The sequence below is a fragment of the Rhodococcus sp. P4_F5 genome (assembly GCF_056401315.1).
On the sequence record NZ_JBFUJP010000098.1, the window covers coordinates 1 to 16,577 of the forward strand.

Annotated in this window: 16 protein-coding genes and 1 tRNA gene; 14 read left to right on the forward strand and 3 right to left on the reverse strand. The window is 71.4% G+C overall.

What is annotated here, in order from left to right; all coding sequences use genetic code 11:
* The 4 genes from AC1DU4_RS24440 to AC1DU4_RS24455 all read left to right on the forward strand — a co-directional run.
* On the forward strand, positions 1-623 hold a 623-nt coding region (locus tag AC1DU4_RS24440), incomplete at its 5' end, for a flavin reductase family protein (RefSeq protein ID WP_477844291.1).
* Positions 624-666: 43 nt separating this feature from the next.
* Entirely contained in the window at positions 667-1,845 is a 1,179-nt protein-coding gene (locus AC1DU4_RS24445; RefSeq protein ID WP_477844293.1) for a fatty acid desaturase family protein, read from the forward strand.
* 12 nt (positions 1,846-1,857) lie between these two features.
* Positions 1,858-2,091 carry a hypothetical protein gene (locus tag AC1DU4_RS24450; RefSeq protein ID WP_072844898.1) on the forward strand — a complete coding sequence of 78 codons (234 nt, stop codon included), beginning with the start codon at positions 1,858-1,860 and terminating at the stop codon, positions 2,089-2,091.
* 143 nt (positions 2,092-2,234) lie between these two features.
* Positions 2,235-2,405, forward strand: a complete 171-nt coding sequence (locus tag AC1DU4_RS24455; RefSeq protein ID WP_169888300.1) for a hypothetical protein — start codon at positions 2,235-2,237, stop codon at positions 2,403-2,405.
* Positions 2,406-2,445: 40 nt separating this feature from the next.
* On the opposite strand, the gene AC1DU4_RS24460 is transcribed toward AC1DU4_RS24455, so the two are convergent.
* Positions 2,446-3,018, reverse strand: a complete 573-nt coding sequence (locus AC1DU4_RS24460; RefSeq protein WP_477844295.1) for a hypothetical protein — start codon at positions 3,016-3,018, stop codon at positions 2,446-2,448.
* A 356-nt stretch (positions 3,019-3,374) separates the two neighbouring features.
* Between AC1DU4_RS24460 and AC1DU4_RS24465 the strand changes: the two genes are divergently transcribed.
* A complete protein-coding gene (locus tag AC1DU4_RS24465) occupies positions 3,375-4,709 on the forward strand; it encodes a hypothetical protein (protein ID WP_477844297.1) in 1,335 nt (444 codons plus the stop codon).
* The gene (locus tag AC1DU4_RS24470; protein WP_477844299.1) at positions 4,706-6,085 is read left to right on the forward strand and encodes an outer membrane protein assembly factor BamB family protein; all 1,380 of its coding nucleotides are present in this window, start codon (positions 4,706-4,708) and stop codon (positions 6,083-6,085) included. Before AC1DU4_RS24465 ends, AC1DU4_RS24470 begins: the two co-directional genes overlap by 4 nt.
* A gap of 15 nt (positions 6,086-6,100) precedes the next feature.
* Here the strand turns inward: AC1DU4_RS24470 and AC1DU4_RS24475 are convergent.
* Positions 6,101-6,174, reverse strand: a tRNA-Arg gene (locus AC1DU4_RS24475).
* 123 nt (positions 6,175-6,297) lie between these two features.
* Between AC1DU4_RS24475 and AC1DU4_RS24480 the strand changes: the two genes are divergently transcribed.
* Together AC1DU4_RS24480 and AC1DU4_RS24485 are read left to right on the forward strand one after the other, a co-directional pair.
* Positions 6,298-8,328, forward strand: coding sequence for a bifunctional copper resistance protein CopD/cytochrome c oxidase assembly protein (locus tag AC1DU4_RS24480; RefSeq protein ID WP_477844301.1), 2,031 nt, complete (start codon positions 6,298-6,300; stop codon positions 8,326-8,328).
* Positions 8,325-9,260 (forward strand): serine/threonine dehydratase, encoded by a 936-nt coding sequence (locus AC1DU4_RS24485; protein WP_477844303.1) that lies wholly within the window; start codon positions 8,325-8,327, stop codon positions 9,258-9,260. Before AC1DU4_RS24480 ends, AC1DU4_RS24485 begins: the two co-directional genes overlap by 4 nt.
* A gap of 28 nt (positions 9,261-9,288) precedes the next feature.
* Here the strand turns inward: AC1DU4_RS24485 and AC1DU4_RS24490 are convergent, their stop codons facing one another.
* A complete protein-coding gene (locus tag AC1DU4_RS24490; protein WP_477844305.1) occupies positions 9,289-10,269 on the reverse strand; it encodes an oxygenase MpaB family protein in 981 nt (326 codons plus the stop codon).
* Positions 10,270-10,380: 111 nt separating this feature from the next.
* Here AC1DU4_RS24490 and AC1DU4_RS24495 point away from each other — a divergent pair, with 111 nt between their 5' ends.
* From AC1DU4_RS24495 to AC1DU4_RS24520, 6 genes are all read left to right on the forward strand, one after another.
* Complete coding sequence (locus tag AC1DU4_RS24495; protein WP_477844307.1) at positions 10,381-11,037, forward strand: TetR/AcrR family transcriptional regulator; 657 nt, start codon at positions 10,381-10,383, stop codon at positions 11,035-11,037.
* Between the two features lie 176 nt (positions 11,038-11,213).
* A complete protein-coding gene (locus AC1DU4_RS24500; protein ID WP_477844309.1) occupies positions 11,214-11,711 on the forward strand; it encodes a single-stranded DNA-binding protein in 498 nt (165 codons plus the stop codon).
* Positions 11,712-11,800: 89 nt separating this feature from the next.
* Positions 11,801-12,931 (forward strand): lipase family protein, encoded by a 1,131-nt coding sequence (locus AC1DU4_RS24505; protein ID WP_477844311.1) that lies wholly within the window; start codon positions 11,801-11,803, stop codon positions 12,929-12,931.
* A gap of 166 nt (positions 12,932-13,097) precedes the next feature.
* The gene (locus tag AC1DU4_RS24510; RefSeq protein WP_477844312.1) at positions 13,098-14,273 is read left to right on the forward strand and encodes a lipase family protein; all 1,176 of its coding nucleotides are present in this window, start codon (positions 13,098-13,100) and stop codon (positions 14,271-14,273) included.
* Positions 14,274-14,371: 98 nt separating this feature from the next.
* Positions 14,372-16,051 (forward strand): energy-dependent translational throttle protein EttA, encoded by a 1,680-nt coding sequence (ettA, locus tag AC1DU4_RS24515; RefSeq protein WP_072844910.1) that lies wholly within the window; start codon positions 14,372-14,374, stop codon positions 16,049-16,051.
* Positions 16,052-16,054: 3 nt separating this feature from the next.
* Positions 16,055-16,477: an acyl-CoA thioesterase gene (locus AC1DU4_RS24520; RefSeq protein ID WP_477844314.1), complete on the forward strand. Its 423-nt coding sequence runs from the start codon at positions 16,055-16,057 to the stop codon at positions 16,475-16,477.
* Positions 16,478-16,577 lie beyond the last annotated feature (100 nt).

Consider the following 16,577-nt stretch of genomic DNA (forward strand, 5'->3'; position numbering starts at 1 on the left):
CCCCGGTGCTGGCGATGCTGCGGACCCTCCTCGCGGAGGGCCACGACGGCCCGATCGCGTTCCTGCACTACGCCCGCACCGCCGGCGACGTCGCCTACCTGCCGGAGCTGACGGCCCTGGCCGGCCGGCACGCCAACCTCACGCTCGGGCTCGTGTACACCGGCGACGGCGGCGGGGGAGACCTGCGCGGACACTTCGGGCCCGCGCACCTCGACGCCGTCGCGCCGTGGGCCGGCCGGGCCCAGACCTACCTGTGCGGGCCGGCCGCGCTGATGCGCTCGGTGCGCGAACTCTACGACGGCCGTGGGCTCGCCGACCGGCTGCACAGCGAGGAGTTCACGATCGGGCCGGCCGCGGCCGACGCGGACGCCACCGGCGAGCTGACCTTCGCCGCGTCCGGCGTCAGCGCCCCGAACTCGGGCGCCAGCCTGCTCGAGCAGGCCGAGTCGGCTGGCCTGAACCCGGACTTCGGCTGCCGGATGGGCATCTGCTTCACCTGCACCACGGTCAAGACCAGCGGATGCACCCGAAACCTGCGGACCGGCGAGGTCGACGCCGACCCGGACCGGCCGATCCAACTGTGCATCTCGGCAGCGGTCGGCGACGTCAGCCTCGACCTCTGAGCCCCACGCCACGAAACTTCGTCGAATCGTCAGGAGAAGTCCAATGCTCGGTCTGTCCATCCGCACGCTGCCGTTCCTGGGCGGCGGCAAGTCCGACACCGGCACGCCCGACGGGCCGGTTGTACTCAGCTACGACCAGGTCGAGGAGATCGGCCGCGAACTCGACGAACTGCGCGCCCGCGTCGTCGCCGACCTCGGCGCCGCGGACCGCGAGTACATCTACAAGGTGATCAAGGCGCAGCGCGGCTTCGAGGTCGCCGGCCGGGGCCTGATGTACCTCGGCTTCCTGCCGCCGTTCTGGCTCGCCGCCGTGGGCGCGCTCGGGATCTCCAAGATCCTCGACAACATGGAGATCGGGCACAACGTCATGCACGGCCAGTACGACTGGATGCGCGAGCCCGGGCTCAACTCCCGGGTGTTCGAGTGGGACACCGTCTGCCCGGCCGACCAGTGGCGGCACTCGCACAACTACATGCACCACACGTACACCAACATCGTCGGCCGCGACCGGGACATCGGGTACGGCATCCTGCGGATGGACGAGGGGCAGAAGTGGAACCCCTACTACCTGGGGAACCCGGTCTACGCGTTCGCGCTGATGACGTTCTTCGAGTGGGGCGTCATGCTGCACGACCTCGAGGTGGAGAACATCGTGAGCGGCAAGCGGTCCTGGTACGACGTGAAGCCGCTGCTGCAGGGGATGTGGCGCAAGGCCGGCCGCCAGGTGCTCAAGGACTACGTGCTGTTCCCGGCGCTGACCGGCCCGCTCTTCGTCAGCACCCTGCTCGGCAATGCCGCCGCGAACCTGGTGCGCAACGTGTGGACCTACTCGATCATCTTCTGCGGTCACTTCCCGACGGGGGTGCAGACCTTCAGCGAGGACGAGACCGCCGACGAGACGCGGGGTCAGTGGTACGTGCGGCAGATGCTCGGCAGCGCCAACATCGAGGGCAGCCCGCTGTTCCACGTCATGTCCGGAAACCTCTCCCACCAGATCGAGCACCACCTGTTCCCCGACGTGCCCGCGCACCGGTACCCGGAGATGGCGCCGCAGGTCCGGGCGCTGTGCGCCAAGCACGGCCTGCCCTACAACACCGGCGGCTTCTTCAAGCAGATCGGATCGGTGTGGGGCAAGATCTTCGCCCTGGCCCTGCCGCCGTTCATCACCGGTCCTGGACGTCCGCCCGGTGTTATCGTCGAGCGCCAGAAGGCCACCGTCTGAGGGGGATCAGAAATGGAACACCGAATCGGGATCGACTTCGAGTTGGGCAAGGACACCGTCCAGGAGCTGGCAGAGTCCGGCGCCGAACGGGTCGGGAACATCGCGGTGATCATCGCCGGTGCCGTCCGGGACGTGACCCGCGAGATCGGCGACTGGATCACCGACGGCCTCGAGATGCGGGAGGCCGCCGCGAAGGCGAAGGCAGACCGCGAATCGGCGGCAGGCGACGGCGCGACCGGCGAGTAGCGGCGTCGATCCACGACATCCGGCGGGTTCGGGTGGTCCGCGCGTGAGCGCGGTTACATCGCGCGCGATAATTGTCTGTGTCGACCGAGGTGTCGGCGGGCGCGCCGTCGCGTGCCCCAGCGAGCGTGGAGGCAGAGAGTTCGATGAGCGAGACCGTGCAGGTCGGAGACCTGGTGCACATTTCCGACACGGCTGGAACCTGGGCGGTCGAGGAGGTCCGGTCCGGCATTGCCCTGCTGCGTGACGGCGAGGACCGCCGGATCTCGTCGCGGCTGTCCAAGCTGACGGTGGTACGCAAGGGCGCGTCGAACTGACGGCGCTCGCCCCTGCGCACCCCGCCGGGTGGTCAGTGCGTCATGGTGTGGCCATGAATTCCTGAACCGCGACCTTCGCGTTCGGGTTGCCCTCGTCGATGCCGATGATGGCGCCGACGCCTGCGCCCACGACGTTGCCGATCATGCAGCCGGCCATGAAGTTCGGGAAGATCGACACGCAGCCGACGAGCATGCCGACGACCGAGCCGACCATCATCTTCTGCTGACCGCCGTTGGCCCAGCCGATGCTGACCTCGTCCGCCGCGTGCTGGAAGGCCTCCTGCTTGGCCTGGTTCTCCGGCCAGGCCTGGTCCGCGATCATCGTGGTCACCTGCGAAGCGTCGGGGACCGCGGGGATTCCGGGGACCGCGGGCGGTCCGGGGACCGCCGGTGGTCCGGGGATCGTGGGCAGCGGGGGCAGTCCGGGGATCGCGGGGAGCCCGGGCAGCGCCGGATCCGCGACCGTGAACTGCGGCAGCGGCGGCAGCGGCGGCAGTTGAGGTGGCGGCGGCAGCGCCGGAAGCGCGGGCATTTCGGGAAGACCCGGCAGGATCGGCTGCGCGCCGGCGGTGCCCGAGCCCGCGGCGACGGCGGCGAAGACGAGCACGGGCATGACAAGAGCCTTGGCCATTTTCATGGCAATCCCCAATGGTGAACTCGACGATGGACCTCGTATCGGCGGCCCGGTCGGGGGCCACTCGACGGCAGTGCCGCAGCTCGCGCGGCGTCGTATCGCGGTTGATGCGTACTCCCGCTGCGCCTGCTGATCGCGCACGGGTTCTCGTGGGAGGTGTTGCAGCCCGGGTGTTTCAGGCCCAGGCCCCCGGCTGGTTCCATGTAGCGCTCCTCGAGAGGTCGCCAAATGCCTGACTGACTCTACCGCGGGAGCGGCGCCCCTATACAGGAAACGAACGGCTGGAGCGGGAGCGACACGCAGGTAACGCAGGGGGTGAATGTGACGAAAGGGACATGAGGGACGACGAGTCGAGGGATGGGGAACGGGTGGACGAGGCGATGACACGGCCGTGGTGGCGCAGGCCGGCCTTCTGGACGAACACACTGGTGGTGGTGTCGATCGTGGCGGTCGGGGTGGTGGTCGCCGGGTTGACGCGTCCGCCGGAGCGGCCGGCCGAGGACCCGCGGGCGGCCGCGGCGGACTACCGCACGCCGCCGGTGCGGTACCCGGCGCAGATTCCCGGCTGCGACGCGGTCGAGCCCCCGTCCACAATGGAGTGGGCGGCCTACTCGAGCTTCGGGGAGCAGACGTACGACAATCCCCGTGAGCCGTGGTTCTCCGGGCCCAAGGCGACGGCGATGGCGCGGGCGCTGGCCGCGGCGTTGCCGCCGGACGCGGAGGTGGACCTCGCGAGGCCGCTGGTGTTCGATCCGATCGCCGACTTCGGCGGGGACGATCGGGACGACGTCCCCGGCTGGACCTCGCTCTGGACCAACCTCGACCGCGGATCCGAGCCCGGCGAGTTCAACGTGCAGGTGGCCAACTGGAACCGTGCCGTGCCGACCTGTGTGGCAGGCGATCTCGTCCGCCGCGTCGCCGGGCCCGACGGCACCGTCGTCGACCTGCAGGAGACCTGGTACCAGGTCGGCCCGTTCCGGACGTTCGGCCGGTCGGCGACGGGCTACCTGCCCGACGGGTCGTCCGTGCTCGCTCAGGTCAGCGACCAGGTGGCGGTGGGGAGCGACGGGGAGCCGGAGGCCGCGGCGGAGTTCCCGCTGACCCTCGACGAGCTGACCGCGATCGTGACCGCCCCCGGGCTGCGGGTCACCGCGCCGGTGCCGCCGGGCACCCCGGCGCCGCGGGAGAGTTGCAGCGCCGACTCCGAGGCCTCCGGTCGGGAACTGACCCGGGAGGACCTCGCCCGCCTGGGCGGCGCGCTCGACGCCTCGTGGCGGGCCGGCGCGCCCGCCGGCGTCACCCTCGACGGGACCCTCGACGCCTTGCAGCTCGGCGGGGCCGGCCGCAACGCGGTCTGCGTCGAGGTCGGGACCGCCGGGCCGGGCGGTCCCGGGGCGCTGACCGTCGGGATCGGCGGCGGTCACAGGCCGCCCGTCCCGCTCGATCCGTACGACCCGGCGGCGGAGCACGACCGCACCGAGATCCGTTCGCTCCCGGACGGTTCGGTCAGCGCCCGGACCGGACCGAGCGGCCAGTTCGGCAGCTACCGCCAGGTGGCCGTCACCCGGCCGTCCGGCACCCGGGTCTCGGTGAGCTGGCGCGGGCCCGAGTTGCCGACGTTCGAGCAACTCGAATCCTTGGCCGTCGCACCGGGTCTGGACCTGTCGTGACGAGGGAGACGCGGAACCTGATCGTCGCGGCGGTGGTCGCCGTCGTCACCGTGACAGCGGCCCTGGTGGTGCTCGGCCGGGACCAGCCGCCCGGTGGGGCCGCCCCGTCGTTCACCGGCGCCGGGTACACCGACTACCCGCCGGTGCCGACCGAGGAACCAAGGCCGGCGGGTCCGCCCGCCGCCGAGTCCTGGCACCTGGACGCCGAGCAGGCCTACGGGCGGAAGTTCGCGCAGTTCCGGAACCCGGTGTGGGGCACCGAGTTCGACTCCGGCGACAGCGGCGGCATCGCGGTGGGCGGCGCCGTCGTCACCGCGATCGGGCTGCCGAAGCCGGGCGGCTACTCGCTTGACCACGCGCGGCTGGTCGGCGTCGACGCGGGCAGCGGCGCGGTGCGCTGGCAGGTGCCGGCCGACGGCCTGGGCGGCTGCGCCCCGAGGCCGCTGGGCGAGAGCGTCGTCTGCTTCACCACCGGGTACGACGGGCGGGACGAGATCGTCGCCGTCGACGCCCGCTCGGGCGAGGTCACCCGCACCGCGACCGACTGGATGTCGTTCGGCATCGCCGTCGACGGCGACCGTGTGTTCACGGTGGAGGGCAACCCGGAGGACGCCGACGTGCGGGTGCACGCCGGCACCGTCGCGGACCCGGCCGCGCACTGGAGCACCCCCGTCGAGGTGAGCGGCGGCTGGGAGGACGTGCCCGGCACGGCGGTGCTGACGGTGACCGGTGACGTCGCGCTGGTGCAGGTGGCCGGGGATGCCGTCGGACTCGACGCCCGCACCGGCCGGCAGACGTGGGCCAGGGTCGTGCCGGACTGCGTCGAGTCGGCCGCGATCGTCGCCGGTCCGGTGACACTGGTCGGCCGCACCGACTGCTCCGGCCACCTGCGGGAGATCGAGGCCCGCGCCGCCGACGGACGAGTGCTGACCAGCGTGGCCACGGGTGTGACGGCGCCGCCGGAGCGGCAGGTCGATCCCGAGCTTCCGATGCTGATCGGTGACGGCGCCTACGACCGGGCCACGGGCGAGCGGGTGTGGCACAGCGACGAACTGCGGGACGCCACTTCGGTTGCAGCGGTGGGGGAGACGGTGCTGGTGCACGCTGCTGACACCGCGTCGGGCATCGACCTGGCGACCGGCGAGCGGCTGTGGCAGCGGGAGACCGATGTCGCGGCCGAGTACGTCGGCTACGACGGCGACCTGGCGTACGGCGGAAACGGTCGCGGGGCGTTCGCGATGGCGCCGCGCACCGGGGAGGTCGTGTGGACCCTCGAGGACCTGGGCGAGCCCGGAGGGCAGCCCCGGTTGGTGGTTGCGGGGGAGTCTGTTGTCGCGGTGAGTGGTTCGGCGATGGCGGGGCTGGCCCCTACCTGACCTGTGTAAACGCAGTGCCCCCGGCAGGAATCGAACCTGCGACCTAGAGATTAGAAGGCTCTTGCTCTATCCAACTGAGCTACGGAGGCGTGATCCCCGGGGGGATCGGCACAGGAGTCTACCGGTACCGCTCCGCGCCTCTTGGGAGGCGTGGGTCACGCCGTGCCGACCTGGGAGGAACGCACCCGCGCGGAACTTCTACCCTGGTGTCCATGGCATCACCCGAGCTCGCCCCTTCACCAGCGCCGTCGCCACGAAAGGTCGGTGAGACCTCGGCACCGATCTTCGTGACGCTCGGGATCGTGGCCGGTCTGGTCGCGGCCATCGTGGTCGGGCTGTCCGCGTCGGAGGCCCTGATCCGGCTCGGCATCCCGGACCCGGGCCCGCTCACCACCTACGGCCTGCCCGCGGTCAAGGCGGCGGGCGAGGTGTCCGCCGTGCTCGCGATCGGGTCGCTGCTGCTCGCCGCGTTCCTGGTGCCGCCGCAGCGCAGCGGCGTCCTCGACGTCGGCGGCTACCGGGCGGTGCGGATCGCCGGCCACGCCGCGATCGTGTGGGCGGCCTGCGCGCTGGTGCTGGTGCCGTTGACCGTCTCGGACACCTCCGGTCAGCCGTTGAGCGAGTCCATCCAGCCCGCCAACCTGTGGAAGGCGCTGCCGCAGATCGAGCTCGCCGGGGCCTGGCGCAACACCGCCATCCTCGCGGTCCTGCTCGCGATCGGCTGCCGCCTCGTGCTGCGCTGGGCCTGGACGCCGGCGCTGCTGGTGCTCGGCCTCGCGACGCTGGTCCCGCTCGGCCTGACGGGACACTCCTCTTCGGGCGGTTCGCACGACGTCGCCACCAACAGCCTGCTGTGGCACCTGGGTGCGGCGGCGTTGTGGGCCGGCGGGCTGATCGCGCTGCTCGCGCACGCCCGACGCCGCGGCGAGCACACCGACCTCGCGGCCCGACGGTTCTCACTGGTCGCCACCTGCGCGTTCGTGGTGATGGCGATCTCCGGCGTCCTCAACGGACTGGTCCGGCTCCCGGTGAGCGAGCTGTTCACCAGCACCTACGGCTGGCTGCTGGTGGCCAAGACCGTCGCGCTGGTGATCCTGGGCGTGTTCGGTTACGTGCAGCGTCGCCGCGCGCTGCCCGCACTGGCCGCCGATCCCAACTCGCGGGGCGCGCTGATCCGGTTCGCCGGCGCGGAGGCGCTCGTGTTCGCCGCGACGATCGGCATCGCCGTCGGCCTGGGCCGCACCCCGCCGCCGCCGTCGGACATCCGCCCCAGCCCGGCCGAGGTGTACCTGGGCTACACCCTGGACGGCCCGCCGACGCTCGCGCGGCTGGCGTTCGACTGGCGCTTCGACCTGATCTTCGGGACCGCGGCGATCATCGCCGCCGTCGTCTACGTCCTCGGCGTGCGCCGACTGCGCAAGCGCGGCGACAGCTGGCCGATCGGCCGGACCATCTCCTGGGTGTTGGGCTGCGCGGTGCTGCTGGTGGCCACCTCCTCCGGCCTCGGCCGGTACTCGCCCGCGGTGTTCAGCGTGCACATGGGCGCGCACATGGCGATGTCGATGCTCGCGCCGGTGCTGCTTGTGCTCGGCGGCCCGATGACGCTGGCGCTGCGCGCGCTCAAGCCGGCCGGATCCGACGGTCCGCCCGGCCCGCGCGAGTGGCTGCTCGCCGCGCTGCACAGCCCCGTCTCACGGTTCCTCACCCACCCGCTGGTGGCGTCGGTGCTGTTCGTCGGCGGCTTCTACGCGCTGTACCTCGGCGGCATCTTCGGCGCGACGCTCGACGCGCACGGCGCCCACCTGCTGATGAACCTGCACTTCATCCTCAGCGGCTACCTCTTCTACTGGGTCGTCATCGGCATCGACCCGGCGCCGCGAACGCTCTCCCCGGTGACGAAGCTGGCGATGGTGTTCGGCTCGCTGCCGTTCCACGCGTTCTTCGGCATCGCGCTGATGAGCATGGGCGAGGTGATGGGTGGCTGGTTCTACCGTTCCCTGGCGCTGGGCTGGAACGACGACCTGCTCGGTGACCAGCAGCTCGGCGGCGGCATCGCCTGGGCCACCGGCGAGATTCCGCTCGTACTGGTGATGATGGCGCTGCTGGTGCAGTGGTCGCGCAGCGACAAGAAGACGGCCACCCGGATCGACCGGGCCGCCGTCCGCGATGAAGACGCCGAACTGGCCGCGCACAACGCGATGTTCGCGGAGCTGGCTCGCCGGGACCGCGAAGCCGGCCGGTGATCACCCGCGAGGACGTGCTCGCCGCCCGGTCACGGGTGGGCGACCGGGTGCGGCGCACACCGGTCCTGCGGGTGGGCGTGCCGACCCCCGGCGGCGAGTTCCCCGTCGCGCTCAAGCTCGAGCACCTGCAGCTGGGCGGCTCGTTCAAGATCCGCGGCAGCCTCAACGCCCTGCTGCACCGGCCCGCCGCGCAGCGTGACGCGCCGGTGGTGATCGCGTCGGGCGGCAACGCCGGGATCGCGGCGGCGACCGCGTCGCGGATGCTGGGCGTGGCCTGCACGGTGGTCGTCCCCGCGTCCGCGCCCGTCGTCAAGGTCGAGCGGCTCCGGGCCCTCGGCGCCGAGGTGGTCCTCGACGGCGAGCGCTACACCGACGCGTACGCGCGGGCGACTGCGATCGCCGTCGAGCGCGGCGCCCAGCAACTGCACGCCTACGACCTGCCCGACGTGGTCGCGGGCGCCGGGGTGATCGGGCTCGAGCTGGCCGAGCAGGTGCCCGACGCGACCACCGTGCTGGTCGCGGTCGGTGGCGGCGGGCTGGCCGCGGGTATCGCCACGGCGCTGTCGGGGGACACGGCCGTCGTCGGGGTGGAGCCGACTGGTGCGCCCACCCTGCACCGCGCGCTCGCCGCGGGCCGGCCCGTGGACGTCCCGGTGGACAGCGTCGCCGCCGACGCGCTCGGGGCCACCCGGCTCGGCGACATCGCGATGGACGTCGCGCGTAGCACCGCGATGGTCTCGGTGCTGGTCGACGACGACGTCATCGTCGACGCCCGGAACCTGCTGTGGCGCGAGTACCGGCTGGCCGTCGAGCATTCGGCCGCCGCGCCGATCGCGGCCCTGCTCAGCGGCGCCTACGCGCCTGCCCCGGGCGAGCGGGTGGTCGCCGTGGTCTGCGGCGCGAACACCGACCCCACGACGCTGCCCGCGTGACCGAGCGGTCCTCGGACCCGACGGGCGCCTAGCCAGGCCGGCCCGCGAGCCCGCGTTGTCGCCCGCCCGACCGGGCCCCGGGCAGCTCTCGCGCGGCGGCCGGCGTCAGGGTCTCGGCGCGCTCGGGCGGGGCCCCGTTGAAGTGCTGGTCGAGGACAGAGTGGGTCATCGGGAGCAGGCGCCGGATCACGGCCAGCTCCACCCGTGGGGTGCTGGTGGCACGGACCGCGGCGCGCGCGAACGGGATGACGGCCCGGTCCACGAGGACGGGCTGGTCGAAGCCGCCGAGCTCGCGCATCCACTTCGGCAGGGTCGCGATCGTCGCGGGCGCCATGGCCCGGCTCATCGCCCACAACGCGAGCCGGCCCTTCCCGGCCCGGGTGCGCAGCAGGTAGTGCATGCCCTCGAGCGCGCTTTCGGAGACGCACAACCGCGACCGAACCGCGTCGAAGTACTCGTGGACCTCCGCGCGCGACCGTGGGACGTCCGCGGCCCGGCAGGTCTGCAGTTCGGCGGCGACGGCGCAGTCCGCCCAGTACTGCGTCTCCTCCACCTCGGTCAGCGGGCCGGGGCCGAACATCTCGTAGCACTTGAGCACCGAATGCCAGCCCGTGACGTGGATCCACAACTGGCTGTCGGGGTTGTTCGCGCTGTAGCGCTGGCCGCTGATCGGCTCGATGCCGGTGGCCTTGGCGTGCACCCGCATCAACAGTTCCGACGTCTCGATCGCGGAGCGGGTGTCGCCGACCGCGACGATCAGGAAGTAGGAGAGGGTGCCGTCGAGACGGCCGCGCGGGTCCAGGTAGATCCCGCGGGCATCGGCGACCGCGGCCGTGAGGAACGGGTCGAAGTGCTCGAGGGTGACCGCGCGCTGGAATCCGAGCAGCGCGGTCGGGTGCGTCCACACCTTCCAGGTCGGCGACCCCGGCCCGAAGAACCCGTGGTCCTCGCGGCGGCGCGACGGGTCGAACGGCCAGCCGCGGCCGGCCATCGTGCGGGGTTCGCTCATGGTGTTCTCCTGCCGAGGGCGGCCGCGGTGGTGCCGCCGGCCGGGAGTGAATACAACGCGACCGTAGCAATGGTCGGCCGCAAATACAACGGATGCGTAGGATCGGCCCCCGTGACGACGCGACCCCAGGCGGCGACCCCGGCGGACCGGCCCCGGCGCAAGTACGCGCCGCGGCTACCCCCGGAGCAGCGCCGCGCGCAACTGCTCGACGCCGCCTTCGAGGTGACCCGCCGGTCCGGTCTGCACGACCTCAGCATGGAGGCCGTCGCGGACGCGGCGGGCGTGGGGAAGCCCGTGCTGTACACGGTCTTCCGCACCCGCGTGGACCTGGTCGAGGCGCTGCTGCAGCGCGAGCACGACCTCGCGATCGGGCAGGTTCTCGCGGCGATGCCGACGGACCTTCGGCCGTTGGGACCGGCCGCGGCCTACGCGGGCACGGTCTCGGCGTTCGTGCACGTGGTGCTCGAGAACCCGACCCGGTGGCGGCTGATCCTCACCGCCCCCGACACCGCGCCCGGCGAGTACCGCGAGCACCTGCGTGCCGCCCGGGGCGCGGTGCTGGCGCGGGCCGAGGTGCTGGCCCGAGCCGGGATCGAGCTCGAGCCGGGACTTGCCGGCCTGGACCCGGTGCTACTTGCCCACACGATGCTCTCCCTCGCGGAGATGCTCGGCCGGCTCGCGGTCAGCGACCCCGACACCTACACCAGCGAGCGGCTCGAGACCTACGCCGCCGCCCTCGCCGCGTCGGTCACCGGCCGCCGCACCTGACTTCGGGACCTACCACACAGGTCAGACGGAAATCCCTCTCCGGGCGCCGAATTCGGCTTCCTGTGGACAATCGGTTTCGTCATCCCCAGATTCGCTCCGGCGCTCAATCTCGGCGCCGGTCGGGGCACCGTTGTTGCCGAGGGCCGCGTGGCCCGTCGAAGGCAAAGGGGCGGAACATGTACGAGACACACACGGCGGTGGTCGGCACCGTCATCACCAACCCGGTCAAGCGTCCGACGAACTCCGGGGAGGAGGTGCTCAGCTTCCGGATGGCGAGCAACGTCCGGCGCTGGGACCAGGCCACGGGGGACTGGACGGACGGCGGCACCCTCTACCTGACGGTGACCTGCTGGCGCCGGCTGGTTGCGGGGGTGGGGGCCTCGTTGATGAAGGGAGACCCCGTCATCGCGTACGGGCAGCTGCGGACCAACGAGTACACCACCCGAGACGGGGTGGGGCGGGCCGACCTGGAGATGCGCGCCAGTGCGGTCGGCCCCGACCTGGCCCGGTGCATCGCCCGGCTCGAACGGGGAACGCGCGGCGTGAAGCCCGCGTCGGAGAGCGGTCAGGAAGCGGAGCCCGACGGTGGCACGGAGCAGCGCGCAGACGGGACCGACACGCAACACGAAGCGGCCGAGAGGGTCGAGATCGAGGCGGTCGCGGCGGCGAGTTGAGCGCAATATGCCGGTTGGGCGGTGTGCGAAGGCCTACTGTTGGTCCGTCCGACTGCGTGGGCCGATCCGGCGAGCGGGAGACGATCGCGATGGAACGCACCAGAATTCACGCTCTGACCGTGCTACTCGTGACCCTCGCGGTCGCCTGGGTGGCGGTGCCCGCCGCCGTTCGTGCCGCTCCGGCCGCGCCGGGCGAGGTGCTCTCGAAACAGGAGATGCCCGCGGCCGTGGCGGTTCCCGGGGCGGCCCGGGCATACCGCCTGACTTACCGGACCACCGACCACTTCGGGGCGCCCGCCGTGAGCAGCGGGGCGGTGTACCTGCCGCCGGGCACCGCACCGGCCGGCGGTTGGCCGGTCATCTCGTACGCGCACGGCACCATCGGTGTCGCGGACGCCTGCGCGCCGTCCGTCGTCGGGCTGTACGAACCGGAGTCCCAGTACGTGGCGCGGTGGCTGGCCCGCGGATACGCGGTGGTGGCCACCGATTACATCGGGCTCGGTACCGACGGTCCGCTGCCCTACCTCGACGGACTGGCTGCCGCGTACTCGGTCATCGACATGGTGCGCGCCTCCCGCTCCGCGGTCGGTGACCTGGCGTCGCGGTGGCTGGTGGCCGGACTCTCGCAGGGCGGGCAGGCGGCGATGTTCACCGCGCACGAGGCCACCCGGTACGCGCCGGAGCTCGACTACCGCGGCGCCGTCGCATTGGGTGTGCCGTCGAACCTGGAGCAGATATTTCCGCTCGCCGGCCCGGGGATCCCGAACTTCGGGGTTGCCGGGCTCACCGTGTTCCTGCTGTACACGGTGATGGGTCTCGGCGAGGTGCGTCCGGATCTGAACCTGGACGGGTATCTCTCGCCGCGTGGTCGGGACCTGGCAGCGAAGGCCGAGCAGGTGTGCACCGTTGACCTGCGACCGTCCATCGGCAACGCGTCGGTCGGCGACCTGTTCTCGAGGTCTCTGAACAACACCCAGGTCAGGCGCGCGTTCGCCGACTACCTGGCCGTCCCGACCGCCGGCTACGACAGGCCGGTCTTCCTCGGCCAGGGCCTCTCGGACCTGGTTGTGCCCTTCCCGCTGAACGTGAAGCTGGCCGCCGACCTCGCGCTGCGCGGCGCCCGGGTGGACTTCCGCACCTATCCCGGCACCGACCACGTCGGAACCCTCTCGGCATCCTTCGACGACTCAGCGCGTTTCGTCGACCGGATACTGCGCTGAGCTCTCTGGCCGGCACGTCCGAACGCACCGGCCAGAGCGCGGCCGGCCGGCGGCGGCGGCGTTGCCGGACGCGGCCGCCGTTGTGCGACCACAGTTTTGATTCTGTGGGCATGGATTCCAGGTCGGGAACATAACCGCCCGCTGTGCTGTCGAAGTGCGGTAGACAATGACCGTGGCGCAGACACCGACGAAGAGGCCGACCATCGAGACCACCCGCTTCCGCCGACTGGGCATCGTGACAGCCGCGGTGGCGGTGCTTGCGCTGACGGCTCCGACCGCGGTGTCGGCGGCCCCCGCTCCGGCCGGGGCGCCGGGGACGGTCGTGTCCGTCGAGACGCTGCCCGCCGATGCCCAGCTCGTCGGTGCCCACGACTCGGAGCGCCTCACCTACTGGACGGAGGGTCCGACCGGCGGGCCCGCGCTCAGCACCGGCGCCGTGTACCTGCCCGACGGCCCCATCCCGGCCGGCGGCTGGCCGGTGGTCTCCTGGGCGCACGGCACCACCGGAGTCGCGGACGCCTGCGCCCCGTCGCACGGGGAGATCTCCGACTTTGCCCACACGTACCTCGGGACGTGGCTGGCGAAGGGCTTCGCGGTGGTGGCCTCGGACTTCGTCGGGCTCGGTACCGACGGAACACACGCGTACCTGCACGGCCGCAGCGAGGGGCGCGCGGTCATCGACATGGTCCGCGCCGCCCGCGCGGTGACGCCGGAGCTGTCGCCCACGTGGGTGGCGGTCGGGCATTCGCAGGGCGGGCATGCCGCCATGTTTGCCGCGCACGAGGCGACCCGGTACGCACCCGAGCTCGACTACCGGGGAGCGGTCGCCACCGGGACCCCGGCGAACCTGGAGGAGCTGTTCCCGCTCGGCGGGCCGGGATTTCCGAACCTGGGGCTGAGCGGACTGCCCGCGTTTGCCGCCTATGTGGTCGACGGACTGCGGGTGGCCCGGCCGGACATCCGCGTCGACGACTACCTCACCCCGATCGGCGCCGGGCTGGTCCGCAGGTCCGAGCAGCTGTGCTTCACCGAACTGCTGGCCGAGGCCGAGGCCGGGGACGTCGGGGTGGGCGAGATGCTGTCCCGGCCGCTCGGCGACGACACGTTCCGCACCGCGATCCGCGAATACCTTTCGGTGCCCACCACCGGCTACGACCGGCCGGTGTTCGTCGGGCACGGACTCCAGGACACGACGGTGCCGTACCCGCTCGGCGCGAAGCTGGCCGCGGACCTGGCGCTGAACGGACAGAACGTGACGTTCCGGACCTATCCGGGAACGCACCGGGTGTCGGCGTTGGAGTCGTTGCCGGACGTCACCGCGTTCGTGCGGGCCCTGATCTGACCTGCGGCGGGGCCGGTTCTCGGCCCCGCCGCGGGTGGATTGGGGGCCTGCCCCGCGTGGATTGGGGCGCCGCCCCGGCGGGCGATACTCTGGTGCCCATGGCGGAGTTCATTTACACGATGAAGAAGGTGCGCAAGGCGCACGGCGACAAGGTCATCCTCGATGACGTCACGATGAGCTTCTACCCGGGCGCGAAGATCGGTGTGGTCGGGCCGAACGGTGCGGGTAAGTCCAGCATCCTCAAGATCATGGCCGGACTGGACCAGCCCGGCAACGGCGAGGCGTTCCTCGCGCCCGGCGCCACGGTCGGCATCCTCATGCAGGAGCCGGAGCTCGACGAGACCAAGACCGTCCGCCAGAACGTCGAGGACGGCATGGGCGACGTGATGGTCCAGCTCAAGCGGTACAACGAGATCGCCGAGCTGATGGCCACCGACTACTCCGACGAGCTGATGGAGGAGATGGGCGAGCTCCAGGAGAAGCTCGACCACGCCGACGCCTGGGAGATCGACTCCCAGCTCGAGCAGGCCATGGACGCCCTCCGCTGCCCCCCGCCCGAAGAGATGGTCACCCACCTCTCCGGTGGCGAGAAGCGCCGCGTGGCGCTGTGCAAGCTGCTGCTGAGCAAGCCCGACCTGCTGCTCCTCGACGAGCCCACCAACCACCTCGACGCCGAGTCGGTGCTGTGGCTCGAGCAGCACCTGGCCGCCTACCCGGGCGCCATCCTGGCCGTCACCCACGACCGGTACTTCCTCGACCACGTCGCGCAGTGGATCTGTGAGGTCGACCGCGGCCGGCTCTACCCGTACGAGGGCAACTACTCCACCTACCTGGAGCAGAAGGCCGCGCGACTCGAGGTCCAGGGCAAGAAGGACCAGAAGCTGCAGAAGCGCCTCAAGGACGAGCTCGCCTGGGTCCGTTCCGGCGCGAAGGCCCGTCAGGCCAAGAACAAGGCCCGCCTCGACCGTTACGAGGAGATGGCCAACGAGGCCGAGAAGACCCGCAAGCTCGACTTCGACGAGATCCAGATCCCGGCGCCGCCGCGGCTGGGCGACGTGGTGGTCGAGGTCTCGAACCTGGACAAGGGCTTCGACGGCCGGGTCCTGATCAAGGACCTGTCGTTCACGCTGCCGCGTAACGGCATCGTCGGCGTCATCGGCCCCAACGGCGTCGGCAAGACGACGCTGTTCAAGACCATCGTCGGTCTGGAGGAGCCGGACGCGGGTGAGGTGAAGATCGGTCAGACGGTCAAGCTCAGCTACGTCGACCAGAACCGCAGCGGCATCGACCCCAACAAGTCGGTGTGGGAGGTCGTCTCCGACGGCCTCGATCACATCGTGGTCGGCCAGACCGAGATGCCCTCGCGCGCCTACATCAGCTCGTTCGGTTTCAAGGGCCACGACCAGCAGAAGCCGTCCGGGGTGCTCTCCGGTGGTGAGCGCAACCGCCTGAACCTGGCGATGACGCTCAAGCAGGGCGGCAACCTGATCCTGCTCGACGAGCCGACCAACGACCTGGACGTCGAGACCCTCGGCTCGCTGGAGAACGCGCTCGAGCAGTTCCCCGGCTGCGCCGTGGTCATCTCGCACGACCGCTGGTTCCTGGACCGCACCTGCACGCACATTCTGGCGTGGGAAGGCGGATTCGGCGACAACGAGGCGGCCTGGTACTGGTACGAGGGCAACTTCGAGGGCTACGAGGCCAACAAGGTCGAGCGCCTCGGCCCCGACGCCGCTCGGCCGCACCGGGTCACGCACCGCAAGCTCACCCGAGACTGATCTGTGCCGAACAAGACGTACACCTGCGAGATCCAGGTGCGCTGGGGCGATTCCGACCGCCTCGGCCATGTGAACAACGTGCTCTTCGTCGAGTACGCACAGGAGGCGCGGGTCAAGTTCTTCCGCGACTGCATCTGGACCGCGGGCGTACAGGCCACCGCAACGGTGGTCCGCAAGATGGAGATCGAGTACCTGCGGCCGGTCACCGACGAGTCGGGTCCGCTCACGGCGGAGGTCTACATCCTGCACATCGGGAACAGTTCGTTCGAGGTCCGGCACGTCATGCGGGACCGGCACGGCCACACCTGCGCGGTCGCGGACAGCGTGCTGGTCGGCTTCGACCGCAAGACGGACAAGTCGACGCCGCTCGCCGACGCGGTCCGGACGGCGCTGGGCGAGTACGCGGTCGCGGCCGTCGTCGACTGACCCCGAGCCACCCCGGCGCAGCAGCACCGGCGTCCGTGTCGCCCGACCACCGGTTCCCGGTCGGGCGCCACGGACGCGGCTAGGCTCAGCGGAGCACACC